Origin of the sequence: Peribacillus simplex (assembly GCF_001542915.1) — a bacterium.
Taxonomy (GTDB): Bacteria; Bacillota; Bacilli; order Bacillales; family DSM-1321; genus Peribacillus; species Peribacillus simplex_B.
In genome coordinates this window covers 84,668-105,908 of record NZ_LNNH01000019.1, presented here as the reverse complement: position 1 = coordinate 105,908, position 21,241 = coordinate 84,668, and the positions used below count along the sequence as shown (strand labels likewise).

Genomic DNA, 21,241 nt, shown 5'->3' with positions numbered 1-21,241 from the left:
AAAAATGGCCAGTTCTTTAATCAGTATACAAATTATTCCTAAAGGTGAGAATGTCATTCCTTTAGTCGATGAAGCAATCAAGATCATAGATGAATCAGGTGTCAAATACGAGGTTCACCCCCTGGAAACAACCATGGAGGGCGAGCTTTCCCAGCTATTTGCGGTGATAGAAAAAATGAATCAAAGAATGATTGAACTAGGTTCGCCGAATGTCATTTCCCAAGTCAAAATATTATATCAGCCGAGCGGGATCACGATGGATACGTTGACGGAGAAGTATCGGGCATGATCGGAAGAAGGATTTGGAAGAAGGGGGCTCCCTTCTTTCTTTTAGTATTGCTGCTGATCGCATGGGAGTCAGCGACAGCGATATTGAAAATCGAAAAATGGCTGCTTCCTGCTCCATCTGCCATTTTCATTGAAGGAATCGAGTCTTTTCATAATCTATTGGGACACCTATTATCAACGACCGAGCTTGCGATATCCGGTTTTTTAATTGGAAGCTGTATCGGCTTATTGATTGCTGCGGCCTTACATCTGTTTTCAGGTGTGAAAGATGCCGTCTATCCCTTGCTCATTTTGTCACAGAATATTCCCATCATCGTGCTGGCACCGCTTTTAGTGATCTGGTTTGGCTTTGGGATGCTGCCTAAGCTCATCGTCATTTCCCTTGTATGCTTTTTTCCGGTTGCCGTTGCCTCATTGGATGGCCTGCGCCAGACACCGTATGAACTCAAGCATTATTTTAAGATGATGGGAGCGGGAAACAGACAGTTGTTTTGGAAGCTCGAACTTCCCCACTCGATTCCGTCCATTTTCTCCGGCCTCAAAATCTCGGCGACCTATAGTGTAATGGGTGCAGTCATTTCGGAGTGGCTCGGGGCGAAATCCGGGATTGGCGTATATATGACACTCGCCTCCTCGGCGTTCAGGACCGATCGGGTGTTTGTAGCCATTTTCATCATTATGGGAATGAGCCTGCTCTTTTTTGGAATCATCACCCTACTGGAGAGGTACCTTGTTTCATGGAAGCGGAAGGAGGATGAAAAGCATGCATCTGGAAATTAAAGACGTTTCCTATTCCTTTGATGGTAAACAGAATATTTTAGAGAAGCTGAATGTTCATGTGGGGGAAGGGGAATTCGTCACGATCCTTGGACCATCCGGCAGTGGAAAAAGTACCTTGTTTCACTTGACCGGCGGCATTTTGAAGCCGGACCATGGCGACATTTTACTCGACGGAAAGAAAATAAATGGCTTAAAAGGCCATATAAGCTATATGCCCCAACAGCCCTCGCTATTACCTTGGAGAACGGTTATGGAAAATGTCCTGCTAGGAAGTGAACTTGCCGGGGTTAAAGACAAAAAAAGAGCCAAGGCCTTGTTGATCAAAGCAGGGTTGGGAGAGTATGAACAAGCATATCCGCACGAATTATCCGGCGGCATGAAGCAAAGGGCCGCATTTATCCGTAGCATCTTGAGCCCTCAGGATTTAATGTGCCTTGACGAACCCTTTTCCGCTTTGGATGAACTGACTAGGGTGCAGATGCAAAAATGGCTGATGTCATTTTGGGAGGAATATCGGCGGTCGGTGCTTTTCGTTACACATAGCATCGATGAAGCGGTGTTCCTTTCCGATAGGATATACGTGTTATCATCCAAACCGGCTTCTGTCATCAAGGAGGTTGTCGTTCCATTTCCAAGGCCAAGGAAGGAAGAACAGCTTCTCAGTGATGAATTCTTTCAGTTGAAACGGGAATTATATGCCGCACTGAAGCCAACCTTCACTACATAAGCCAAGGAGGGTATGAAGCATGAAAATCATCGACAGCCATATCCATTTTGATCAATATGATGGAAGGGGGCAGGAGCAAATACTCGCGGATATGGAAAAGGTGCAGGTGGAGTCACTGCTGACGGTTTCCATGGATTTGGAATCTTCCATCATAAATGACCAGCTATCACGCAAAGATTCACGAATTAAGCCAGCCTTCGGGTTTCATCCCGAACAGCCCCTTCCTAGTGAACAGGAAATGATGGAATTATTGAATTGGATGCAGGCACACCAGCACAATATGGTGGCTGTAGGGGAGATTGGGCTTCCCTTTTACTTAAGGCAGGAAAATCAAGCTATCGAGTTGGCAGGATACATAAAGATATTGGATAGGCTTCTTGCTTTTGCAAAAGAAATCGATAAACCGGTAATCCTTCATGCCGTATATGAGGATGCTCCCATCGTATGCGACCTATTGGAGAAGCACGATATCAGAAAGGCACATTTTCATTGGTTTAAAGGCGATGGCCAAACGATTGCTAGGATGATCCGAAATGGATACCGCATTTCCATCACCCCGGATGTTTGCTATGAAAGAGAAATAAGGGATTTAGTGTCTCTATATCCGCTTGAGCTGATGATGGTTGAAACGGATGGACCATGGGAGTTCGAAGGAGAATTCAAGGGGAAATCGACACATCCTGGCATGATCCATGAGGGTGTGCGTCACATCGCTTCGATCAAAGGCTTGCCGGTCGACCAAGTGTATGAAACCCTTTATCGAAACACCAAGGATTTTTATGAAATATAAAAAGGTGCCAGAGCTAATATCTGGCACCTTTTTATAGGTTTTTTAGAGAAAGGTCCTTTTTACCTTTTCCCAAAAAGAGTTATCCTTTAGCTTGACGGTTTTGATCACTTTGCCGCTTAAGCGGACCTTTACCCTTCCGACATGGCTGATGCTCAAGGCTTCATTATCAAGTCCGACGATCGGATAGCTTGGACCATTTTGTTCAAGTTGAACAGTCAAGGTTCTATCGCTGCTTAGTATAAATGAAGACCCGAGGGTCCGATAGGTATTATTATTGATGGAAGCGAGCTCGCTCACCTGAAAACAAGGGAGGAGCGGATCCACGACGGCGCCATTCACCGACTTATTGTAGGCGGTGCTTCCGGTAGGGGTCGCAATGATGATTCCATCCCCGCGGAAGGTTTCGAAATGAATTTGATCGATAAAAATATCCATGATGAACGTCTTCGTAATCGAAGTCCGGATACTCAGTTCATTGAGGGCATAAAAAGGAGGCTGTTCGTCCAATTGAATCTCGATCGTTGGATATTTACGAACCTCGATTTGCTCTCTTGTCATCGCATCAATCATTTTGTCTGTATCTTCTAGATGGAAATCGCAGTACATATTCAAATTTCCGGTAGTGGAAATGCCGGCATATAAACAATCGTCCCTGAAGCCGGTTTTACGTACCGCCTGTAAAAAGGTACCGTCATCACCAATGCTCACGATAATGTTAGCTTTTGTGAAATCTTGGACGACCTCATAGTCGTTCTGGTTGGCCAACTCTGCAAGATGTTCGACCTTGTTTTGCATTTCTGAACTTGATGCATGGAAAAAATAAATATTTCTTCGAGTGTTCATCATGATCCCCCTAATAATAATAGTAATGAAAGGGCTTTCTATATTCTCTATATTAGGAAGCGATGAAGCCAATATGGGCCTTCGTCCGTCCATTTTAGAGAATGGTGTGCTGCACTTATACATAGTAGTTTATCATGGAATGAAACATTTTAGTATGTTGGTGCACTTTTCATTAAAGATCATGAATTCGAGCACTTTACTCGTGAAGCCCTTTTCAACTGTCGCCATCTCTGCCTGAAAAGCAAAAAAAATTTCACGGAAGTGTCCAACAAGTTCCCGTTGGCATGAGTGGGGATGATAGGAATTTTATATAGAGGGGGAAGAAAAAAGGCGTGCAAAGGGCGGCTCCCATTTCCAATTAGAGGATTATTTGCTACAATTTTAACTATCTTAGATTATCATGGAATGAAACATTTTTGGATGCAATTCGTATGGTAAGAAGGATACATATCGTTAAGGGGGAACACAGATGAATGGAAAGCGTTGGGCCGCATTAGGAATTGCAGCCGTTTTATTTTTTGTCTCTATTCTGGTAGGGACGGCTACGACTTTTTTTACAGCTGATACGGAAAGTGTCATTAATGAATTATTCGCTTCCGAAAGCGAATTTTACGAAGAAATCATCGAAGGCGAAGACTACACGAATGTTATTGCCGTATTCGATGTAGAGGGGACGATTCAGGATACAGGAGAAGCATCCTTACTAAGTTCGGCAACATATAATCACCGAGCCTTCATGGATAAGCTGAAGATGGCAGAAGAAAATGATGATATCAAGGGAATTATCCTCCGGGTGAATTCACCTGGAGGCGGTGTCGTCGAAAGTGCAGAGATCTATGACAAGATCCTGGATATTAAAAAAGTGAAAAAACCTGTCTATGTTTCGATGGGGTCGATGGCCGCTTCGGGTGGCTATTATATTTCAGCCCCGGCCGATAAGATTTATGCAAGTCCGGAAACGATGACGGGCTCCCTCGGCGTCATCATGCATGGATATAATTATGAGAAGCTGGCCAAGAAATATGGCGTGGAGTTCGAAACGATCAAAAGCGGACCGCACAAGGACATTATGAGTCCGACCAGGGAAATGACGGACGAGGAACGAGATATACTGCAAAACATGATCAATAACTCGTATGATCAATTCGTGAAGGTCATTGCAGACGGACGGGGTATGTCCGAGCAGGAAGTAAGGAAGATTGCCGATGGCCGCATATATGATGGGCGTCAGGCGAAGGAAAACCATTTAATAGATGATTTCGGCCATTTGGATGATGTCATTGCCGCCATGAAAAAGGATATAGGTGAAAAAGATGCTCAAGTCATCCGTTACACGGATGAGGCAGGATTCGGCTCGTTATTCAGTATGGGAGCGCAAAAAATGTTGGGAAATGATGTGGAAACGGCAGTCTTGACAAAAATCCTTTCCTCTTCAAATTCTCCACGCTTAATGTATTTGTATGCGGAATAGGGGGGCTGAAGGATGACGGAACGAAATGAAATCAATGAACAAATCGCTTCACCCGATTTATTGGAGAATCAGCATGGACCCGTTCAGTCGGATTCATTACCAGCGGAGGTTCCCTTAGATAGGGAATTCAAAGCTGTCTGCTTTGCTGGTTTTTGGATGAGGTTTTGGGCGTATTTAGCGGACCTGCTTGTTATAGGAAGCTTGAATCGGATCTTGATTCATCCGATCTTCAAGTTTTATGAAGGGACAGATGATCTGTGGTTTTCCGCAGAGGGCTTCTTGACGGGAATCGTATTCTTCCTGTACTTTGTTTTGATGACCAAGTTCTTGAACCAAACCTTGGGCAAAATGATTTTTGGCCTGAAGGTCGTGGCATTGAAGGAAGAGGCAAAGGTCATTTCCTGGGGAACGGTATTATTTAGGGAACTGATCGGACGCTATATTTCAAAGGTGACCTGGATTGGCTATCTCTTGGCAGGACTGCTGCCGAAGAAACAGGCCTTGCATGATGTCTTTGCAGACACAAGTGTGGTCTTGGTAAGAAGATAAGTATTTCATGAACCTGCAAGAGCGTTATATTCGCTTTTGCAGGTTTATTTTTTTGGGGATATGCCGATACTGAAAGGCAAAAAGGGTGTGGATGCATGAAGTGGCTTTTGTTGATTGCAGGTTGCCTCATTTTACTGCTGCTTCTTCTTATGTTCACTAAAATAAAGGTGTACATTGACTTAGAGCATGTTCACAAAAATGACCAAATACAAATTAAATTATCAGCTTGGTTTGGACTTTTTCATTATACGTTCAAAGTGCCTGTCATTAAAAAGGATGAGGGGTCTGCAGCGATAACAGTAAAGAAAGAACAAGGAAGGAAGGAAGAAAGCAAAAAGGAAGAAACGAAAAAAATCACACCAGAAAATTTACGAGACGGATTTGCTGACCTCCGGACGATGATTGTGCATATAGTCGGCTTTCATCGAATCGTCCGGCAGTTCACACGAAAGGTCAAGGTTAAAAAATTCGTGTGGCACAGCAGGGTCGGAACTAAAAATGCCGCACATACCGGTATGCTGACGGGGGCATGCTGGGCGCTTAAGGGGTCCATCATCGGCTTATTGACCTCCTATTTGAATTTTCAAATCATGCCTTCCTATTCGGTTACGCCTGACTTTCAGCGATGGCAGGCCAATACGTTAATTTCCTGCATATTACAATTTAGAATCGGGCAGGCTATGTGGACTGGAATAAAACTGCTTCGTTATTGGAAAGGCAGGAAGGCGAATTTCAAGTCCAGGAATTTAGCGAGGCTATCAGGTGATTCCAATAAACAATCGTTCTAGAGGGAGGAATTTAGATGTCAGATCATCCGATCCAAGGATTAATGAAAGAAGCGATGGAAAATCTGAAAGAAATGGTCGATGTGAACACGATCATCGGCGATCCGGTTGAAACTCCGGATGGAAGTGTCATTTTAACCGTGTCAAAAGTGGGCTTCGGTTTTGCGGCAGGCGGCAGCGAATTCGTGATTGACGGCAATCATCAAGGACAGCAAGGTGAATCCAAACAGCCATTTGGCGGCGGTAGCGGTGGTGGTGTCTCGATAACGCCGATTGCTTTTTTGATCGTCGGTTCCCATGGCGTGAAGATGATTCATCTGGATGAAGGGACGCATCTTCTTGAAAAAATGATGGATTTGGCACCTCAGGTCGTCGATAAAATCCAGTCCATGCTGGCCAAGAAGGACAGTAATCAAAAGCAAGGGGCAAGTCAACCGCCAGCAACGAGATACCAGGAACCTAAACAAGACTTAGATTTCTAAAAGCGACTCGGCATCCGCCGAGTTTTCTTTTTGCAAGAATCGCCTTAGAACGATGGCATGCTTGAGTGAATGCCATGGACACTTCCACATTCCCAAATCAATTAATTGCAAAATTTCGGTAAAACAAATATGATTAGGCTTGTACATATAGCAGAAAAAGGAGGAATTTTTAATGGCTTCAGTTACATTTAAAAACAACCCGGTCACTTTGGTGGGACAGGAACTAAAAGTTGGGGACAAGGCTCCTGATTTTACTGTATTGGCCAATGATTTATCACCCGTTACATTAAGCGACTCCAAAGGTACTGTCCGCATTATCAGTGTGGTTCCTTCAGTGGATACAGGTGTATGTGATGCACAAACACGAAAATTCAATGAAGAAGCGGCAAAATTGGACAATGTGAAAGTATTGACGATCAGCAACGATCTTCCTTTCGCACAAAAACGCTGGTGCGCTGCGAGCGGATTGGATAATGTTCAAGTTCTTTCCGATCACCGTGACCTTTCCTTCGGTGAAGCGTATGGTGTGGTCATGCAAGAACTACGTCTTCTGGCACGCTCTGTATTCGTCGTGAACAGTTCTGATGAAATCACTTATGTGGAATATGTGAGCGAGGGTACGAACCATCCAAATTACGAAGGTGCAATCGAAGCGGCCAAAGCATCAAAATAAGCTGTGAATTCTAAAAGAACCGGGCGCAATGGGCCCGGTTCTTTTTTTATGTTGATTTTCTCTTGTTGATAAACAGCTTGTCGTTAAAGTGGACAACAGCCTTTCTAGGCCCTGATTTTCAATGTGGATGCAGTTAGCATAATCATCTTTGCGTGTTCTGTTATACGGTTTTTTAGGTTCAATATGCCGATTTAGTTAGTCTGAATTCTCACCATTCAGTGGTAAAACAATCTTACCATACCACTCTTGACCATTAGGTGTACCGATTTTTATATCAACTTCATTAGGCCAAGCCGGCATTTGCCTTGGGTAATGCCCACCTGCTTGTTGCCCTGCCCGATATCCATCTCTATACCCTTGTCGATACCCTTGGCGATATCCTTGCCGAAACCCTTGTTGAAACCCTTGTTGTTGCCTGTTGAATTCTTCTGCTGATTGTATATCATGTTGCTGATTTATCGGATTAACCGGCCCATGATAGTATTGATTTTGATTATCCATATAATCACCACCTCATGTATAGTACGCTGTTTGGGCATTCATGGAGCCTTTCCCAGTAATAAAAAATATGGGGCAATTTTTTGGATCTGTTAGTAAATGGAAATATAAAGCTTGTTTTCACTCAGGGCGGAATGAAACGGGTCCGTGAGCCGCCTCTGGATAAGCGAGCGCCTGCAGTGCAATGGAACGATCAAAGCCCCATTCAGGACAATCAAAATTCCTTCTTCGTGTACATTCGGGGCGGAAAGCAACGTAAGAATTACAACCAAGGATGATTGCTAGGGTCTCCGGCTTGTATCTCTTTGTTCTTACCTTTAAAATAGGGACAGAAGCAAACAGGAGGAATTAACAAGTGAAGTCTACCCCAGTCGAACAATTATTTAATGAATTCAATGAAACAGCCCAGATATTGCAAGGTGAATTATCATGTACGTACCTTGATGCCCTAGGTGAAACGGGCGAGAATTTCTTCCAAGGGAAAGTCCTGCAGGAGGAATTGAGTGAAGTATCGAAGAAAAGGTTAATGAAGCATTATGCCGACTTTTCACCTGAACAATATGAAAAGGAAGCCATTCGTAAAGCGTATCAGCTTGCTATATTAAAGGGCATGCAGCAGAGCGTGCAACCGAATCATCAAATGACCCCTGATGCAGTCGGCATGTTCGTCAGTTATTTAGTCGGTAAATTCACCAAGGATCAAAAAGAGCTGATCATGCTTGACCCCGCCGTTGGAACAGGGAATTTGTTATTTGCGATCTTGAATCAATTGCCTGATAAAAACATCGCTTCATATGGCGTCGAGATTGACGAAACGTTGATCAAGCTAGCGTATGCAGGTGCCAACCTGCAAGAACACCCGCTTGAATTCTTCAATCAGGACAGCTTGGAACCGCTTTTCATCGATCCTTCCGATGTCGTCGTCAGCGATTTGCCGATTGGTTACTACCCGAATGATATACGGGCGTCCGATTATGAGTTGAAGGCGGGAGAGGGACATTCATATGCCCACCATTTGTTTATCGAGCAGAGCGTTAAACATGTGAAGGATGGGGGACATCTTTTCTTCATCGTCCCGAATAACTTGTTCGTGTCGGAAGAAGCGCCGAAACTCAATGACTTCCTGAAAAAACATACCCATATCCAAGGAATGGTGCAACTGCCTCTTTCCATGTTTAAAAATGAAGCGGCAGCGAAAAGCATCCTGATCCTTCAAAAGAAAAAAGAAGGTATCGAAGCGCCGAAGAAGGCATTGCTCGTACAACTTCCGAAGCTTTCGGATTTCGAAGCGACAAGTTCTGTCATGCAGCAGATGGATGATTGGTTCAAATCGGAAAAATAATAAATGAAAGCTGATGCATTTCGCATTGGCTTTCATTTTTTTGTATATCCTGCGTTGGTTATTTTTTACCTCCCCTTTTTATTTGGTAGTATGCACCTGCCATGATAAGATTGTACTATATACTGCATTTTTCTTTTTAGGGAACCATAAGAAAATGTAGACTAGCTTAGAGTAAAGGAGCAGGAAGGATGTCAAAAATCATTGCAATAAATGCAGGCAGCTCTTCATTGAAATTTCAGCTTTTTGAGATGCCTGATGAACAAGTCATTACAAAAGGTCTCGTGGAAAGGATTGGCTTGAAAAACTCCACTTTTACTTTGAGTGTCGATGGCGAAAATGTTTCCGAAACGATCGATATACCCAATCATGAAGTGGCGGTAGGGATATTGCTGGAAAAGCTGATCCACCACCGCATCATTGACTCCTTTGAAGAAATAGATGGCGTTGGACATCGTGTGGTGCATGGCGGTGAGGTGTTCAGTGATTCGGTCCTGATCACCGAGGAAGTGATCAAGGAAATCGATCGGCTATCAGAGTTGGCACCACTCCATAACCCTGCCAATAGCACGGGAATCAAAGCCTTCAGGCAAATATTAGGTGATGTACCTGCTGTTGCGGTATTCGATACGGCCTTCCACCAGACGATGCCTGCAAGTTCATATATGTATAGCTTGCCCTTTGAATATTATGAAGACTATGGAATAAGGAAGTACGGGTTCCATGGGACTTCCCATAAATATGTTTCCCAACGGGCCGCAAAAATGATCGGCCGCCCGCTCGAACAGCTTCGCTTGATATCCTGCCATCTAGGGAACGGTGCCAGCATTACGGCCATAAAAGGCGGCAAGTCGATGGATACATCGATGGGCTTCACACCATTGGCAGGTGTGACAATGGGGACACGTTCAGGTAATATCGACCCTGCGCTGATTCCGTATATCATGGAAAAAACAGGTAAGACAGCTGATGAAGTGCTGGATGTCTTGAATCAGCAAAGCGGTATGTTGGCCCTTTCCGGTTTTTCCAGCGACCTGCGCGATATCCAAGTCGAAGCGGACAAAGGCAATGAAAGAGCCAAACTGGCCCTTGAAGTGTTTGCAGGCAGGATTCACAAATATATTGGTTCCTATTCAGCAAAAATGGGTGGAGTGGATGGCATCATTTTCACAGCCGGCATCGGTGAAAACAGTCAGGCCATTAGAGCACGGATCTTGGAGGGGCTTGAATTCATGGGTGTTTACTGGGATAGAGACCTTAATCGTACCTCTTCAGGTAAGGAAGCGTTCATCAATTCACCGTATTCACCAGTGAAAGTGATGGTCATCCCGACCAATGAAGAAATCATGATCGTCAGGGATACGATGAAGGTTGCTTTAAACGGCAAAGCCGAAAACATGCCTTCCTGATTTTCTGATAAGAGATTCCCTTGCCATTCTTTCCGGTAAGGGAATCTTTTTTTTCTCCTCGATGAATCAGAAGATATATTCACCCCGCTGTTTTCCCCCTGTACCACTCCCGTAAAAGGCGGGACGAACCATCCTCCCATTCTTGAAAAACCGTCGTATATGGTATACTTAAGGGAGAATCCACCAATTTTAGTACATAGGAGGCTTGATGCATGGAATTCACCAACCGGGAAATGAAAGTTTGGAATGAAATTAATGAATGGCAAGAAAATCTTTATCAATATGAGCCGACGGATCTTGCTGCATTGTATGATAAGTGGCTGGAGCAGGGGTTTTCACTGCTGCCTGAAAACGTTCAGCAACAGTTTTTTGATAAGCTTGATACATGGCTTTTTCATTTGCATGCCATGGTACAGAGCTCACAAATTCAAATAGATGCAAGGGAGCGGATTCTGGCATCGGCACGCGTTTTCAATGAGGAAATCGAAACGCTTGGTGACATGAATCTCTTATCGATGGACCAGTTGAATTACATAGCGAACCAGCATATTGCCAAGCATCGTTTATACTCCTTTGCACAAGGGGGGATAAGTGGATCAGGAGGCCTGCTTTTACTAGGGAGTGATCTACCGGCGATGACGGTCATCAATATCCGGACTGTGCAGCTGATCGCCATGTCCTATGGCTTCGAGGTGAATACTCCCTTCGAAATGATGGTCGCACTTAAGGTATTCAATGCAGGGGCGATGCCAAAGAGACTTCAGGGAATAGCATGGGAAGAATTGATCCATGAAATCCAAACTGCAGAAGATGATTATTTTTACTTGGGAATTGAAGAGCTGACAAATCCGACTTGGATGGAACAGCCATTAAAGCAGCTGTTGAAGGCGTTATCGATCACGGTTTTCCGCCAAAAACTGGTTCGGGGCATTCCGTTCATCAGCATCGCCATCGGGGCAGGAGCGAATTACCAAATGACCCGGAGTGTCAGTGAATTTGCCCAGAAGTTTTATCAATATCGTTATTTACTGGAGAAGAAGGCTGATGGATGATGAGCGTCAATATTCATAAAAAAGCGATTAAAGAGGCCATTCGCTGCATGGTGATAACCGTTAGCGATACGCGGAATGAAGAAACGGATAAAAGCGGCGCACTGATGATGGAATTATTGAAAGCGAATGGGCATGAAGTGACAAATTACGAAATTGTAAAAGATGAAAAAGATGTGATACAAGCAGCGGTTACAGCCGCATGTCGAAGCGGCAAGGTAGACGTCATCTTGACGAACGGCGGCACGGGAATCGCCAAAAGGGATGTAACGATCGAGGCGGTCAAAGAATTGATGTCCAAGGAAATTCCCGGTTTCGGCGAGCTTTTCCGTATGCTCAGCTATCAGGAGGACATCGGGTCGGCAGCGCTATTATCGAGGGCCGTTGCCGGAATCGTGCACGATAAAGCGGTTTTTTCGACACCTGGCTCATCAGGTGCGGTGCGGCTTGCGATGAATAAATTGATTCTTCCGGAATTGGGGCATGTCGTCGGTGAACTCAGGAAAGATTTATAAAAGTTTCCTATGAAATCTATTCCCTTTGTATAGGGAGCTTTAACAAAAACTAGGAAACTTGAAGGAGATGCGGTCTGTACTTTGCAGGCGGCATCTTTTTTAGATTTCACTTCCCTCTCCTGGCTTTTCACATCGCGCCTGAAGAGAGAGTGGAACGTTCTAAGTGCAAATCCTCCAAATCTGTGGGCAAACGGAATTCTATCTTCGTATGGATGCATGTCGGAAGTGAGTTGTCTGTACTATTTTATAAGTTCGATCCAAAGAGTGTTTTCTTATTATAAAAACAAAAGTACCCTACAGGATGGACTTTTTTAAAAGTGTCTATCCTGTAGGGTACTTCATTATCCTGTGACCTTTTTTGCATAGATAAGCCCCTAATTATGCATCTTCTCACTAACGCCTTGATTGGCACGGTACCAAAGCCATAAGTCATTGATGATGGATGCCAGGTCGGCAATTTCGGAATTGAGCTGGCAGGATGAGGCGAAATCACTCTCATCGGAGAGCTGGTTCTGCTTCCGGTTAATGGTTGTTTCCAGGTCCTTGATCCGGTCAGGGATGCTCCCCCGGATATTTTCCCAATGCACGAGTATTTGCTGCTGCTCGCCTTTCGTATATTCATCCCATTCCAGGTTCAAATCAGGAATGTCGATGCCGAGCCGTTCATCATAAGTAAATAACTCTTTCATATTCCCTCCACTTTTAAGTTTTTCATACTCTTAGTTTACTATATTCCACCGGATGCATCCAATGTATGATGGGCTTGATAATTGGAACGGAATTTTTAGCTAAATCTTCAAAATACCCCTTGTATTCCTTTTATAAAAATGATAAAGTACTAATCATAGAATGAATAAAAATAACAATGTATGAATTTTTATTCACACGAAAGGGACGATGAAAATGGCAAATCAAAAAGTTGTTTTAGCATATTCCGGAGGTTTGGATACTTCCGTTGCAATTAAATGGTTACAAGATCAAGGATATGAAGTGGTGGCATGCTGCTTGGATGTCGGTGAAGGCAAAGATCTCGACTTCATTAAGGAAAAAGCGATTACGGTTGGTGCCGTCAGTTCATATGTGATTGATGCAAAAGATGAATTTGCGGATGAATTCGCTTTAACGGCCCTTCAGGCACACACTTTGTATGAAGGGAAATATCCATTGGTGTCAGCTCTATCACGTCCGCTTATCGCGAAGAAATTAGTGGAAGTGGCTGAAGCGGAAAATGCAGTGGCTGTTGCGCACGGTTGTACGGGAAAAGGAAATGACCAAGTGCGTTTCGAAGTCTCCATTTCAGCTTTGAATCCTAATTTAGAAGTTCTTGCACCTGTCCGTGACTGGAAATGGTCTCGTGAAGAAGAAATCGAATATGCAGCGAAAAATGGAATTCCGGTACCGATCGGCTTGGCAAGCCCATTTTCGATCGATCAAAACCTTTGGGGAAGAAGCAACGAATGCGGAATCCTGGAGGATCCATGGGCAGCCCCTCCGGAAGAGGCTTATGATCTGACTGCAAGCCTTGAAAACACGCCGGATACGGCTGACATCATTGAAATTGGATTTGAACAAGGTGTGCCGGTCACGATGAATAACACACATTATAAATTGGCAGACTTGATCGTTGAGCTGAATGAAATCGCCGGCAAGCATGGAGTCGGTCGTATCGACCATGTGGAAAATAGATTAGTAGGAATCAAGTCCCGTGAAGTCTATGAAGCGCCTGGTGCGATGACATTGATTGCTGCCCATAAAGAGCTTGAGGACATTACGCTTGTAAAAGAGCTGGCTCACTTCAAACCTGTGATCGAAAAGAAAATGACGGAATTGATTTATGAAGGACTTTGGTTCTCGCCCCTTCAAAAAGCATTGGCCGCTTTCTTGAAAGAAACACAAGTGAACGTAACCGGAACGGTTCGCGTGAAACTATTCAAAGGTCACGCGATCGTTGAAGGCAGAAAATCGGAATACTCCCTCTATGATGAGAAATTGGCCACTTATACAAAGGCGGATGAATTCGATCATGATGCAGCAGTTGGATTCATTAAGCTATGGGGACTTCCAACGAAAGTGAACAGCATGGTCAATAAAAAGAAGGTGACGGTGTGAGCAGCAAGCTTTGGGGAGGAAGATTCACGAAATCTGCAGAGGAATGGGTAGACGAATTCGGAGCTTCCATTTCCTTTGATCAGGAGCTTGTCCTCGAAGACATTCAAGGAAGCCTAGCTCATGTCACGATGCTAAAGCAATGCGGCATCCTGCCTGAAGAAGATGCAGATCAGATTATTGCCGGGCTGAAAACCTTACAGGGAAAAGCGGCAAAGGGAGAATTGACTTTTAAGGTTGAGATGGAGGATATCCATCTTAACTTGGAAAGCATGCTGATAAGTGAAATCGGTCCAGTGGGCGGTAAGCTCCATACTGGCAGAAGCCGTAATGACCAGGTTGCCACAGATCTTCATTTATATATGCGGAATCAAACGGATGTGATTCTTCAACTCATCAATGATCTTCAGGAAGCGATTTTGGGACAGGCAAAGGAAAATGTCGAAACACTCATTCCCGGGTATACTCATTTGCAACGGGCACAGCCCATTTCATTTGCCCACCATTTAATGGCCTATTTTTGGATGCTCGAGCGTGATAAAGAGCGTTTTTCCGAAAGCTACAAAAGAATCAACATGTCACCATTGGGAGCTGGCGCATTGGCCGGGACGACATTCCCGATTGACCGTGCCCTCAGTGCAGAGCTCTTGGGGTTCGATGGAATATATGAAAATAGCCTTGATGCGGTAAGCGATCGTGACTTTGCCATTGAGTTCATGAGCAACAGTGCGACGATGATGATGCATTTATCGCGTTTCAGTGAAGAAATCATCCTTTGGTCAAGCCAGGAATTTCAATTCGTTGAATTGGACGATGCTTTTTCAACGGGAAGCAGCATCATGCCGCAGAAGAAGAACCCGGATATGGCTGAATTGATCCGTGGGAAAACCGGACGTGTTTATGGGAATTTAACGGGGTTATTGACCGTTTTGAAAGGACTCCCGCTTGCGTATAACAAGGATATGCAAGAAGATAAAGAAGGCGTTTTCGATACGGTTAAAACCATTGTAGGTTCACTCAAGATTTTTGCCGGCATGATTTCAACCATGAACGTGAAAAAGGACATCATGGAGAAAGCGACAAGGAATGATTTCTCGAATGCGACGGAATTGGCTGACTATCTAGCTGCAAAGGGAATGCCCTTCCGCAAGGCGCATGAGGTTGTCGGGAAACTGGTATTGCAGTGTGTGCAGAAGGGCTGTTATCTGGTCGACCTAAGCATCGGGCAATTCCAGGAAGCATCCGAGCTGTTCGACCATGATATATACGAGGCCTTAAATCCTTATGAAGCTGTCAAACGCCGTAATAGTGCGGGCGGTACTGGTTTTGCCCAAGTGCAGCTTGCCATTGAAAAAGCAGAGAAGCTGGTAAGGAAATAACAGCAAAAAAAAGCTCATTCACTGGAAATGTGAACGAGCTTTTTTGCTGATTATTTATCAGTATTCGTACGCACGACGATTACATCGCAGCTGGAATGGCGAACGATGCCCTCCGATACGCTGCCGATCAGGAAGCGTTCGACGGCATTAAGGCCCGTTGCACCGCAAACGATTAAATCAATTGAATGTTTTTTCGCTAAATCTTTCGGGATTTGTACCTTTGGTGACCCATATGCCACTTCAGTTTGGACGTGTACGATTCCGGATGCCACTGCTTCCATTTTGTACTTTTCCAATAGCTCATTGGCAAAGGCATCAGAACGTTCACGGAGGGTCATATCATAAGCTTCGATTGTAGGGAAATTCCTTGTATCAACGATGTGTGTCAGCACAAGCGTGGCGTCACTGAGTTTCGCCAAATAGATGGCCTTTTTTAATGCCCACTCCGCTTCTTCCGAACCATCCACCGCTACGAGAATATTTTTATAATCTATACTATTCATAGTGAATCTCCTCCTTCTATTTCATTCCTATTATACTATGGTTTACCTGTTGGATATTATTTCAATTATAACAAATTAGCGAATGTTTTAGCCAATGAGCGAAGAAACCGTAATCAGACACAATAAAAGAGATTGATTCCTTATATCTTTTATGTCTTTACGCTATTTGTTTATTTATGGTAATCTGATGAGCGGGAGGGGTGTTTTTTCCTTGAGACTTTCAAGAATGGTGAATCTGGCCTTTTATTTATATGTACTCGTGTTTATGCTAATCTATTTCATTGCGATCCTATACATTAATATCGCAAGGGTTTCTATCAGTGCCGCAAGCGTGGCTGCCTTGCTTCTTCCATTTGCAGCTTTGCTAGTGGTTCAGGGGATATCCTCGAAATATACCGATAGACATGAAAACAAAGAGTGGAAAACGATATTCAGAATCATAACAAGTGTCGGCTTTCTTCTTTTGCTTGCTTGTCTGGTCCTTTTGGGAGTGAACGAATCTAAATCCCGTTTCAGCACTGAAAGGTGGCTGAAGGATCATGAAGAAAGAACCGATATGGTCGATGATTTATTGAAGGAACATCGGCTCATCGGAAAGACGGAAAAAGAAGTGATCGCTCTTTTAGGTCCGCCGACAGATACCGAATATTTTTCAGCGGAAGATGCGATCGTTTATTATCTTGGAGCCGAAAGGGGCTTCATAAGGATAGATAGTGAGTGGCTGCTCCTTTGGTATGACGACAGTGATAAGGTCGTTAAGCATGAAGTATGGACCGATTAGTCATGAAATTGGATCGTGAATGAAAAGCAAAACCCCCATCTCGACTGAGATTGGGGGTTCCTGGGGTTGGTCACCCCATCACTTGATGATTTGCAAGCTCTTCGGATATTTGGTCAGGACTTCACAGCCTGTTTCGGTTATCAAAAGATCATCCTCGATCCTGACGCCAGCAACATTTGGAACATAGATACCCGGTTCGATTGTATAAACCATACCGGATTGAAGCTCGAGTGAATTCGTTTCGGTCAAGGACGGGTATTCATGGACGCTGATCCCAAGTCCGTGGCCAAGTCTGTGCGGGAAGAAATCGCCATATCCTTTTTCGCGGATGATGTTTCTGGCTATCAAGTCAACCGCCGAGCAGGCAACGCCTGGCTTACTGGCTGCTACGGCAGCTTCCTGAGCCATGCGGACCGTTTCATATATCTCTGCCTGTTTATCATTGACGTCACCGTAAGCGACGGTCCTGGTGATGTCAGAGCAGTATCCCTCATGAACGACGCCTAAGTCGAAGAGAACAAGGTCCCCGCGCTGAACTTTCGTATTTCCAGGTGTACCATGAGGCGAGGCACCATTTTTACCCGTCAGTACCATCGTGGAGAATGACATTTGGCTGACCCCGGCCTTTTTCAATTCGTATTCGATCGCTGCAAGGATTTCCATTTCCGTTTTACCTTCATGGATTTCGCTGACACCCACTTCAATCGCGAAGTCGGCCAGTCGGCAGGCTTCCCGGATTTTGACCATTTCATCATCCGACTTGATCATTCGCATCTTTTGCAGTTTTTCTTCTGCCGGAACGAGCTTTGGTGCTTTGAAGTGATGCTGGATGTGCTCGTAGCGTTCCACATTCATATGTTCTTTTTCAATCGCCATTTTATGGATGGTCAGTCCGCGGTCCGTCACGGCTTGCTTCACTTTTTCCCATGGGTTTTCAATATCGGTATATCCGATGATATCCCCAGCCCATCCAGCTTGTTTAGCATCGGGCACCTCCATTTGCGGACAGACGAGGAATGGGTCGGCATCTGCAAAAATGGCAAGTGCAAGCAGTCTTTCATGGGGATCACTAAAAAATCCGCTTAAATAGAAGATGCTCTCGGTGGATGTAAGAAAAGCGGCTTCCACCTCATTGGTCTGAAGCCAATTTTGTAATTCTGTCAAACGTTCATTCATGACGATACCTCCATTAATAAGATATAATTACCTTAGCAATATTTAAAAGCATAGTAAATGGGAAAGTCCCAAGAAATCTATTGAATCAAAATTATTGGGTATGGAAGGGAGCATCATAAATGAAAGTATCTTTTCATGGACATGCAGTTGTAAAAGTCGAAACGAATGGTAAAACGATATTATTCGACCCGTTCATCAACGGAAATGCACTAACCGATTTGAAGGTTGACGATGTCAAACCGGATGTGATCATCCTGACGCATGGACATAATGACCACGTAGGGGACACGGTTGAATTGGCGAAGAAACATGATGCACTCGTCATTGGCATTGCAGAGCTTGCCGGTTACTTTGGTGCACAAGGTGTCAGGACTCATGGAATGAGCATTGGCGGAGCTTTTGAGTTCGAATTTGGAAAAGTGAAGCTGACACCAGCCTTTCATGGTACGGGCTTCAATGCAGAAGATGGACAGATCATCTATTTAGGCATGCCAGCAGGTGTGTTACTGACGATAGAAGGAAAAACGATCTATCATGCCGGAGATACATCGGTATATTCCGATATGAAATTGATCGGGGAACGTCATCCGATTGACCTGGCCTTTTTGCCGATCGGCGACAATTACACCATGGGTCCGGAAGATGCGGCGCTGGCAGCGAAATTCCTTCAAGCCAAGCAAGTCGTGCCGATCCATTACAATACGTTCCCTGTCATCAAGCAGGATCCCAACCGATTCCTTGACCTGCTTGAAGAGGGAAATGGATTCATCATGGAACCCGGAGATGAAATAGAATTATAAAGAATGGAACGGTACATAATGCAGACAAACTTGAGCATGATTTGAGTTTGTCTGCATTTTTTTAGTTATGCCAGGGGGGGAATCAGTATTTAGACCGTTCCATTCCAATCTGTTATATCCACTATTTATTGCTCTCTTCATTTTAAAGGAAGATCGCCATATGTACATATAGACAAGTAAATCTCGTTCATGCAGGTCAGTCTTTTTTTCCTTCGCAGGCATAAAATGAATAGATGGCAAAAAAGGGGGGGATTGGATGAAGCAGAGGTTGTTGTTGTGTTTGCTTTTATGCGGAGTGATGCTCTATTATGCGGTGCCGCGGTTGTCGTTGGAAAGCGGCGGGCTGGAGGGCTTGTTTGCCGGATCTTGGCTGTTGTTCGCATTGCTGGCTGTGGCCGGGAACTTGACGGGCATTCTATATTCGCCTAAAAAGCACAAGCGGAAACGGGAGGTGGAATACAAAAGGCTGCGCCAATATTAGTAGTTGTTTGATAAACTGGGCTCTTTGACCTTATAATGGGGAATAGGAATACCGTGAAAAGGGTGAAGCGCTTGGCTACAAAGCATGAACAAATATTAAAGCATATCGATGGGCTTCCAGTTGGCGAGAAGATTTCCGTCCGCCAAATTGCGAAAGCATTGAATGTTAGTGAAGGAACGGCGTATCGGGCCATTAAAGAGGCGGAGAATCAGGGCTTTGTGAGCTCGATTGAGCGGGTAGGCACGATTCGTATCGAGAAAAAGAAAAAAGAGAATATTGAAAAGCTCACTTTTGCCGAAGTGGTTAATATTGTGGACGGACAAGTTCTGGGCGGCAAAACGGGACTTCATAAAACCTTGAATAAATTCGTCATTGGGGCAATGAAGCTGGATGCGATGATGAGATATACAGGCGCAGGAAATCTGTTGATCGTCGGAAACCGTACACAGGCCCATGAGCATGCGCTAAAAGCGGGAGCGGCGGTGCTCATTACCGGAGGCTTCGATACGGAAGAGCCGGTTAAAAGGTTAGCTGATGAATTGGAAATGCCCGTCATTTCCACGAGCTATGATACCTTCACTGTCGCCACGATGATCAACCGGGCGATTTATGACCAGTTGATCAAAAAGGAAATCTTGCTTGTGGAGGATATCTTGACACCGGTTCAGGAGACGACTTTTTTGACGATCGGTGACAGGGTTCAGACATGGCACGAACTCAATCAGGAGTCAGGTCATAGCCGTTTCCCTGTTGTTGATGACAATATGAAGGTCCAAGGAATGGTCACTTCAAAAGATATCATCGGTCAGGAGGAGTTGACACTCATCGAAAAGGTGATGACGAAAAATCCGTTGACCGTCGGTGATAAAACGAGTGTGGCCTCTTCTGCGCATATGATGGTTTGGGAAGGGATCGAATTGATTCCGGTCGTGAATGACAGTCATATCCTCAAAGGAATCGTGAGCAGGCAGGATGTGCTGAAGGCGCTGCAAATGAGCCAAAGGCAGCCGCAGGTTGGCGAGACGATCGATGATACGATTACGAGTCAGCTTGTGATGACTTCGAACCGGGGGAAAGGTGAGGAAGTGTATAACTATGGCGTCACTCCGCAAATGACCAATTACCTTGGGACGATTTCGAGCGGGGTGTTCACGACATTGGTTACGGATTCAGCGAACCGGGCACTGAGAAGCTACAAGCGAGGTGACTTGGTTGTGGAGAATATGACGATTTATTTCATCAAGCCAGTCCAAATCGACAGTACGCTTGAAATTCGCCCGCGTGTTCTTGACGTAGGGCGTAAATTCGGAAAAGTGGATGTCGAGGTGTTTAACCAAGGTAAACTTGTCGGGAAGGCCATGTTAACGTGCCAATTGCTGGACAGATCTTGAAAAATGAATCAAAAAGGATAATCGAAGGTCGATTATCCTTTTTGATTTGCGGCTTCTTCAATCGCATATGGCAGGTAATATTTATACATTTTATAGCCTCCAAAAATGCTGAACAGGCCGACTGAGATGAAAACGGCGGCAATGATATAAGTGGTGGTCGTGTGGAACAGAAAAAGCTGGTTGATCCCAAAAAGGGCGACAAACGCCCCTAGGGCAATGGAAGACTTTCCGGAGATCCACTTTTTCTCCATCGGCATTTTGGTGCGTACCGATTTGATTTTATAAAACAGATAGATTCCCAGTGAAAGTACGATCAAGGTGACAAGGATAGGCATCGTTTGAAATTCCCCCAATTTAACATATGTACCTTTTTATTGTAGCGGGAAATTCGTTGGAATGCCACAGGAAACAAGATGAGTCTTCCTA

Annotated in this window: 26 protein-coding genes; 20 read left to right on the top strand and 6 right to left on the bottom strand. The window is 44.6% G+C overall.

Translation table 11 applies throughout. The features are described 5' to 3' along the window. Nucleotides 1-4 precede the first annotated feature (4 nt). The 4 genes from AS888_RS11305 to AS888_RS11290 are packed head-to-tail and all read left to right on the top strand — an operon-like array spanning nt 5 to nt 2,585. On the top strand, nt 5-289 hold the full coding sequence (locus AS888_RS11305; protein ID WP_061142255.1) for a thiamine-binding protein: 285 nt from the start codon (nt 5-7) through the stop codon (nt 287-289). Continuing rightward, entirely contained in the window at nt 286-1,068 is a 783-nt protein-coding gene (locus AS888_RS11300) for an ABC transporter permease (protein WP_061142254.1), read from the top strand. The genes AS888_RS11305 and AS888_RS11300 overlap by 4 nt, the downstream gene beginning before the upstream one ends. Beyond that, complete coding sequence (locus AS888_RS11295; RefSeq protein WP_061142253.1) at nt 1,043-1,795, top strand: ABC transporter ATP-binding protein; 753 nt, start codon at nt 1,043-1,045, stop codon at nt 1,793-1,795. Before AS888_RS11300 ends, AS888_RS11295 begins: the two co-directional genes overlap by 26 nt. Nucleotides 1,796-1,814: 19 nt before the next feature. Beyond that, the gene (locus AS888_RS11290) at nt 1,815-2,585 is read left to right on the top strand and encodes a TatD family hydrolase (RefSeq protein ID WP_061142252.1); all 771 of its coding nucleotides are present in this window, start codon (nt 1,815-1,817) and stop codon (nt 2,583-2,585) included. Between the two features lie 42 nt (nt 2,586-2,627). On the opposite strand, the gene AS888_RS11285 is transcribed toward AS888_RS11290, so the two are convergent. Beyond that, nucleotides 2,628-3,431 carry an NAD kinase gene (locus AS888_RS11285; RefSeq protein ID WP_232732428.1) on the bottom strand — a complete coding sequence of 268 codons (804 nt, stop codon included), beginning with the start codon at nt 3,429-3,431 and terminating at the stop codon, nt 2,628-2,630. Between the two features lie 466 nt (nt 3,432-3,897). Between AS888_RS11285 and sppA the strand changes: the two genes are divergently transcribed. The 5 genes from sppA to tpx all read left to right on the top strand — a co-directional run bounded on the left by sppA (nt 3,898) and on the right by tpx (nt 7,388). Continuing rightward, the gene (gene sppA / locus AS888_RS11280; protein ID WP_061142250.1) at nt 3,898-4,899 is read left to right on the top strand and encodes a signal peptide peptidase SppA; all 1,002 of its coding nucleotides are present in this window, start codon (nt 3,898-3,900) and stop codon (nt 4,897-4,899) included. A 12-nt stretch (nt 4,900-4,911) separates the two neighbouring features. Next, nucleotides 4,912-5,448, top strand: coding sequence for an RDD family protein (locus tag AS888_RS11275; RefSeq protein WP_185113075.1), 537 nt, complete (start codon nt 4,912-4,914; stop codon nt 5,446-5,448). A 95-nt stretch (nt 5,449-5,543) separates the two neighbouring features. Then, on the top strand, nt 5,544-6,236 hold the full coding sequence (locus AS888_RS11270; RefSeq protein WP_061142249.1) for a DUF2953 domain-containing protein: 693 nt from the start codon (nt 5,544-5,546) through the stop codon (nt 6,234-6,236). 14 nt (nt 6,237-6,250) lie between these two features. Continuing rightward, entirely contained in the window at nt 6,251-6,715 is a 465-nt protein-coding gene (gene ytfJ / locus AS888_RS11265; RefSeq protein ID WP_061142248.1) for a GerW family sporulation protein, read from the top strand. A 172-nt stretch (nt 6,716-6,887) separates the two neighbouring features. Continuing rightward, nucleotides 6,888-7,388 (top strand): thiol peroxidase, encoded by a 501-nt coding sequence (gene tpx / locus AS888_RS11260; protein ID WP_061142247.1) that lies wholly within the window; start codon nt 6,888-6,890, stop codon nt 7,386-7,388. Nucleotides 7,389-7,583: 195 nt separating this feature from the next. Here tpx and AS888_RS11255 read toward each other — a convergent pair whose 3' ends face one another. Then, the gene (locus AS888_RS11255; protein WP_061142246.1) at nt 7,584-7,889 is read right to left on the bottom strand and encodes a hypothetical protein; all 306 of its coding nucleotides are present in this window, start codon (nt 7,887-7,889) and stop codon (nt 7,584-7,586) included. Between the two features lie 80 nt (nt 7,890-7,969). Here AS888_RS11255 and AS888_RS11250 point away from each other — a divergent pair, with 80 nt between their 5' ends. From AS888_RS11250 to AS888_RS11230, 5 genes are all read left to right on the top strand, one after another. After that, complete coding sequence (locus AS888_RS11250) at nt 7,970-8,164, top strand: hypothetical protein (protein WP_061142245.1); 195 nt, start codon at nt 7,970-7,972, stop codon at nt 8,162-8,164. Nucleotides 8,165-8,241: 77 nt separating this feature from the next. Continuing rightward, nucleotides 8,242-9,228: a class I SAM-dependent methyltransferase gene (locus AS888_RS11245; RefSeq protein WP_061142244.1), complete on the top strand. Its 987-nt coding sequence runs from the start codon at nt 8,242-8,244 to the stop codon at nt 9,226-9,228. A 188-nt stretch (nt 9,229-9,416) separates the two neighbouring features. Further along, nucleotides 9,417-10,634, top strand: coding sequence for an acetate kinase (locus tag AS888_RS11240; protein WP_061142243.1), 1,218 nt, complete (start codon nt 9,417-9,419; stop codon nt 10,632-10,634). Nucleotides 10,635-10,846: 212 nt separating this feature from the next. Next, nucleotides 10,847-11,686, top strand: coding sequence for an EcsC family protein (locus tag AS888_RS11235; protein ID WP_061142242.1), 840 nt, complete (start codon nt 10,847-10,849; stop codon nt 11,684-11,686). Next, nucleotides 11,686-12,198 (top strand): MogA/MoaB family molybdenum cofactor biosynthesis protein, encoded by a 513-nt coding sequence (locus AS888_RS11230; RefSeq protein ID WP_061142324.1) that lies wholly within the window; start codon nt 11,686-11,688, stop codon nt 12,196-12,198. The genes AS888_RS11235 and AS888_RS11230 overlap by 1 nt, the downstream gene beginning before the upstream one ends. A gap of 374 nt (nt 12,199-12,572) precedes the next feature. Here the strand turns inward: AS888_RS11230 and AS888_RS11225 are convergent, their stop codons facing one another. Next, nucleotides 12,573-12,887, bottom strand: coding sequence for a hypothetical protein (locus tag AS888_RS11225; protein ID WP_061142241.1), 315 nt, complete (start codon nt 12,885-12,887; stop codon nt 12,573-12,575). Between the two features lie 214 nt (nt 12,888-13,101). Here AS888_RS11225 and AS888_RS11220 point away from each other — a divergent pair, with 214 nt between their 5' ends. Together AS888_RS11220 and argH are read left to right on the top strand one after the other, a co-directional pair. Further along, nucleotides 13,102-14,307 (top strand): argininosuccinate synthase, encoded by a 1,206-nt coding sequence (locus tag AS888_RS11220; protein ID WP_061142240.1) that lies wholly within the window; start codon nt 13,102-13,104, stop codon nt 14,305-14,307. After that, on the top strand, nt 14,304-15,683 hold the full coding sequence (argH, locus tag AS888_RS11215) for an argininosuccinate lyase (RefSeq protein ID WP_061142239.1): 1,380 nt from the start codon (nt 14,304-14,306) through the stop codon (nt 15,681-15,683). Before AS888_RS11220 ends, argH begins: the two co-directional genes overlap by 4 nt. A 50-nt stretch (nt 15,684-15,733) precedes the next feature. Here argH and AS888_RS11210 read toward each other — a convergent pair whose 3' ends face one another. Beyond that, on the bottom strand, nt 15,734-16,186 hold the full coding sequence (locus tag AS888_RS11210; protein ID WP_061142238.1) for a universal stress protein: 453 nt from the start codon (nt 16,184-16,186) through the stop codon (nt 15,734-15,736). A 211-nt stretch (nt 16,187-16,397) separates the two neighbouring features. Here AS888_RS11210 and AS888_RS11205 point away from each other — a divergent pair, with 211 nt between their 5' ends. Beyond that, nucleotides 16,398-16,967, top strand: a complete 570-nt coding sequence (locus tag AS888_RS11205; RefSeq protein WP_155645464.1) for a hypothetical protein — start codon at nt 16,398-16,400, stop codon at nt 16,965-16,967. 78 nt (nt 16,968-17,045) lie between these two features. Here AS888_RS11205 and AS888_RS11200 read toward each other — a convergent pair whose 3' ends face one another. Next, on the bottom strand, nt 17,046-18,143 hold the full coding sequence (locus AS888_RS11200) for a M24 family metallopeptidase (protein WP_061142236.1): 1,098 nt from the start codon (nt 18,141-18,143) through the stop codon (nt 17,046-17,048). 119 nt (nt 18,144-18,262) lie between these two features. On the opposite strand from AS888_RS11200, the gene AS888_RS11195 reads away from it, so the two are divergent. From AS888_RS11195 to AS888_RS11185, 3 genes are all read left to right on the top strand, one after another. After that, nucleotides 18,263-18,943, top strand: coding sequence for a metal-dependent hydrolase (locus AS888_RS11195; RefSeq protein WP_061142235.1), 681 nt, complete (start codon nt 18,263-18,265; stop codon nt 18,941-18,943). 256 nt (nt 18,944-19,199) lie between these two features. Next, complete coding sequence (locus AS888_RS11190; protein WP_061142234.1) at nt 19,200-19,424, top strand: hypothetical protein; 225 nt, start codon at nt 19,200-19,202, stop codon at nt 19,422-19,424. 71 nt (nt 19,425-19,495) lie between these two features. Further along, nucleotides 19,496-20,815 carry a DRTGG domain-containing protein gene (locus AS888_RS11185; RefSeq protein WP_061142323.1) on the top strand — a complete coding sequence of 440 codons (1,320 nt, stop codon included), beginning with the start codon at nt 19,496-19,498 and terminating at the stop codon, nt 20,813-20,815. Between the two features lie 32 nt (nt 20,816-20,847). On the opposite strand, the gene AS888_RS11180 is transcribed toward AS888_RS11185, so the two are convergent. Beyond that, nucleotides 20,848-21,150, bottom strand: a complete 303-nt coding sequence (locus AS888_RS11180) for a YtpI family protein (RefSeq protein ID WP_061142233.1) — start codon at nt 21,148-21,150, stop codon at nt 20,848-20,850. Between the last annotated feature and the right edge of the window lie 91 nt (nt 21,151-21,241).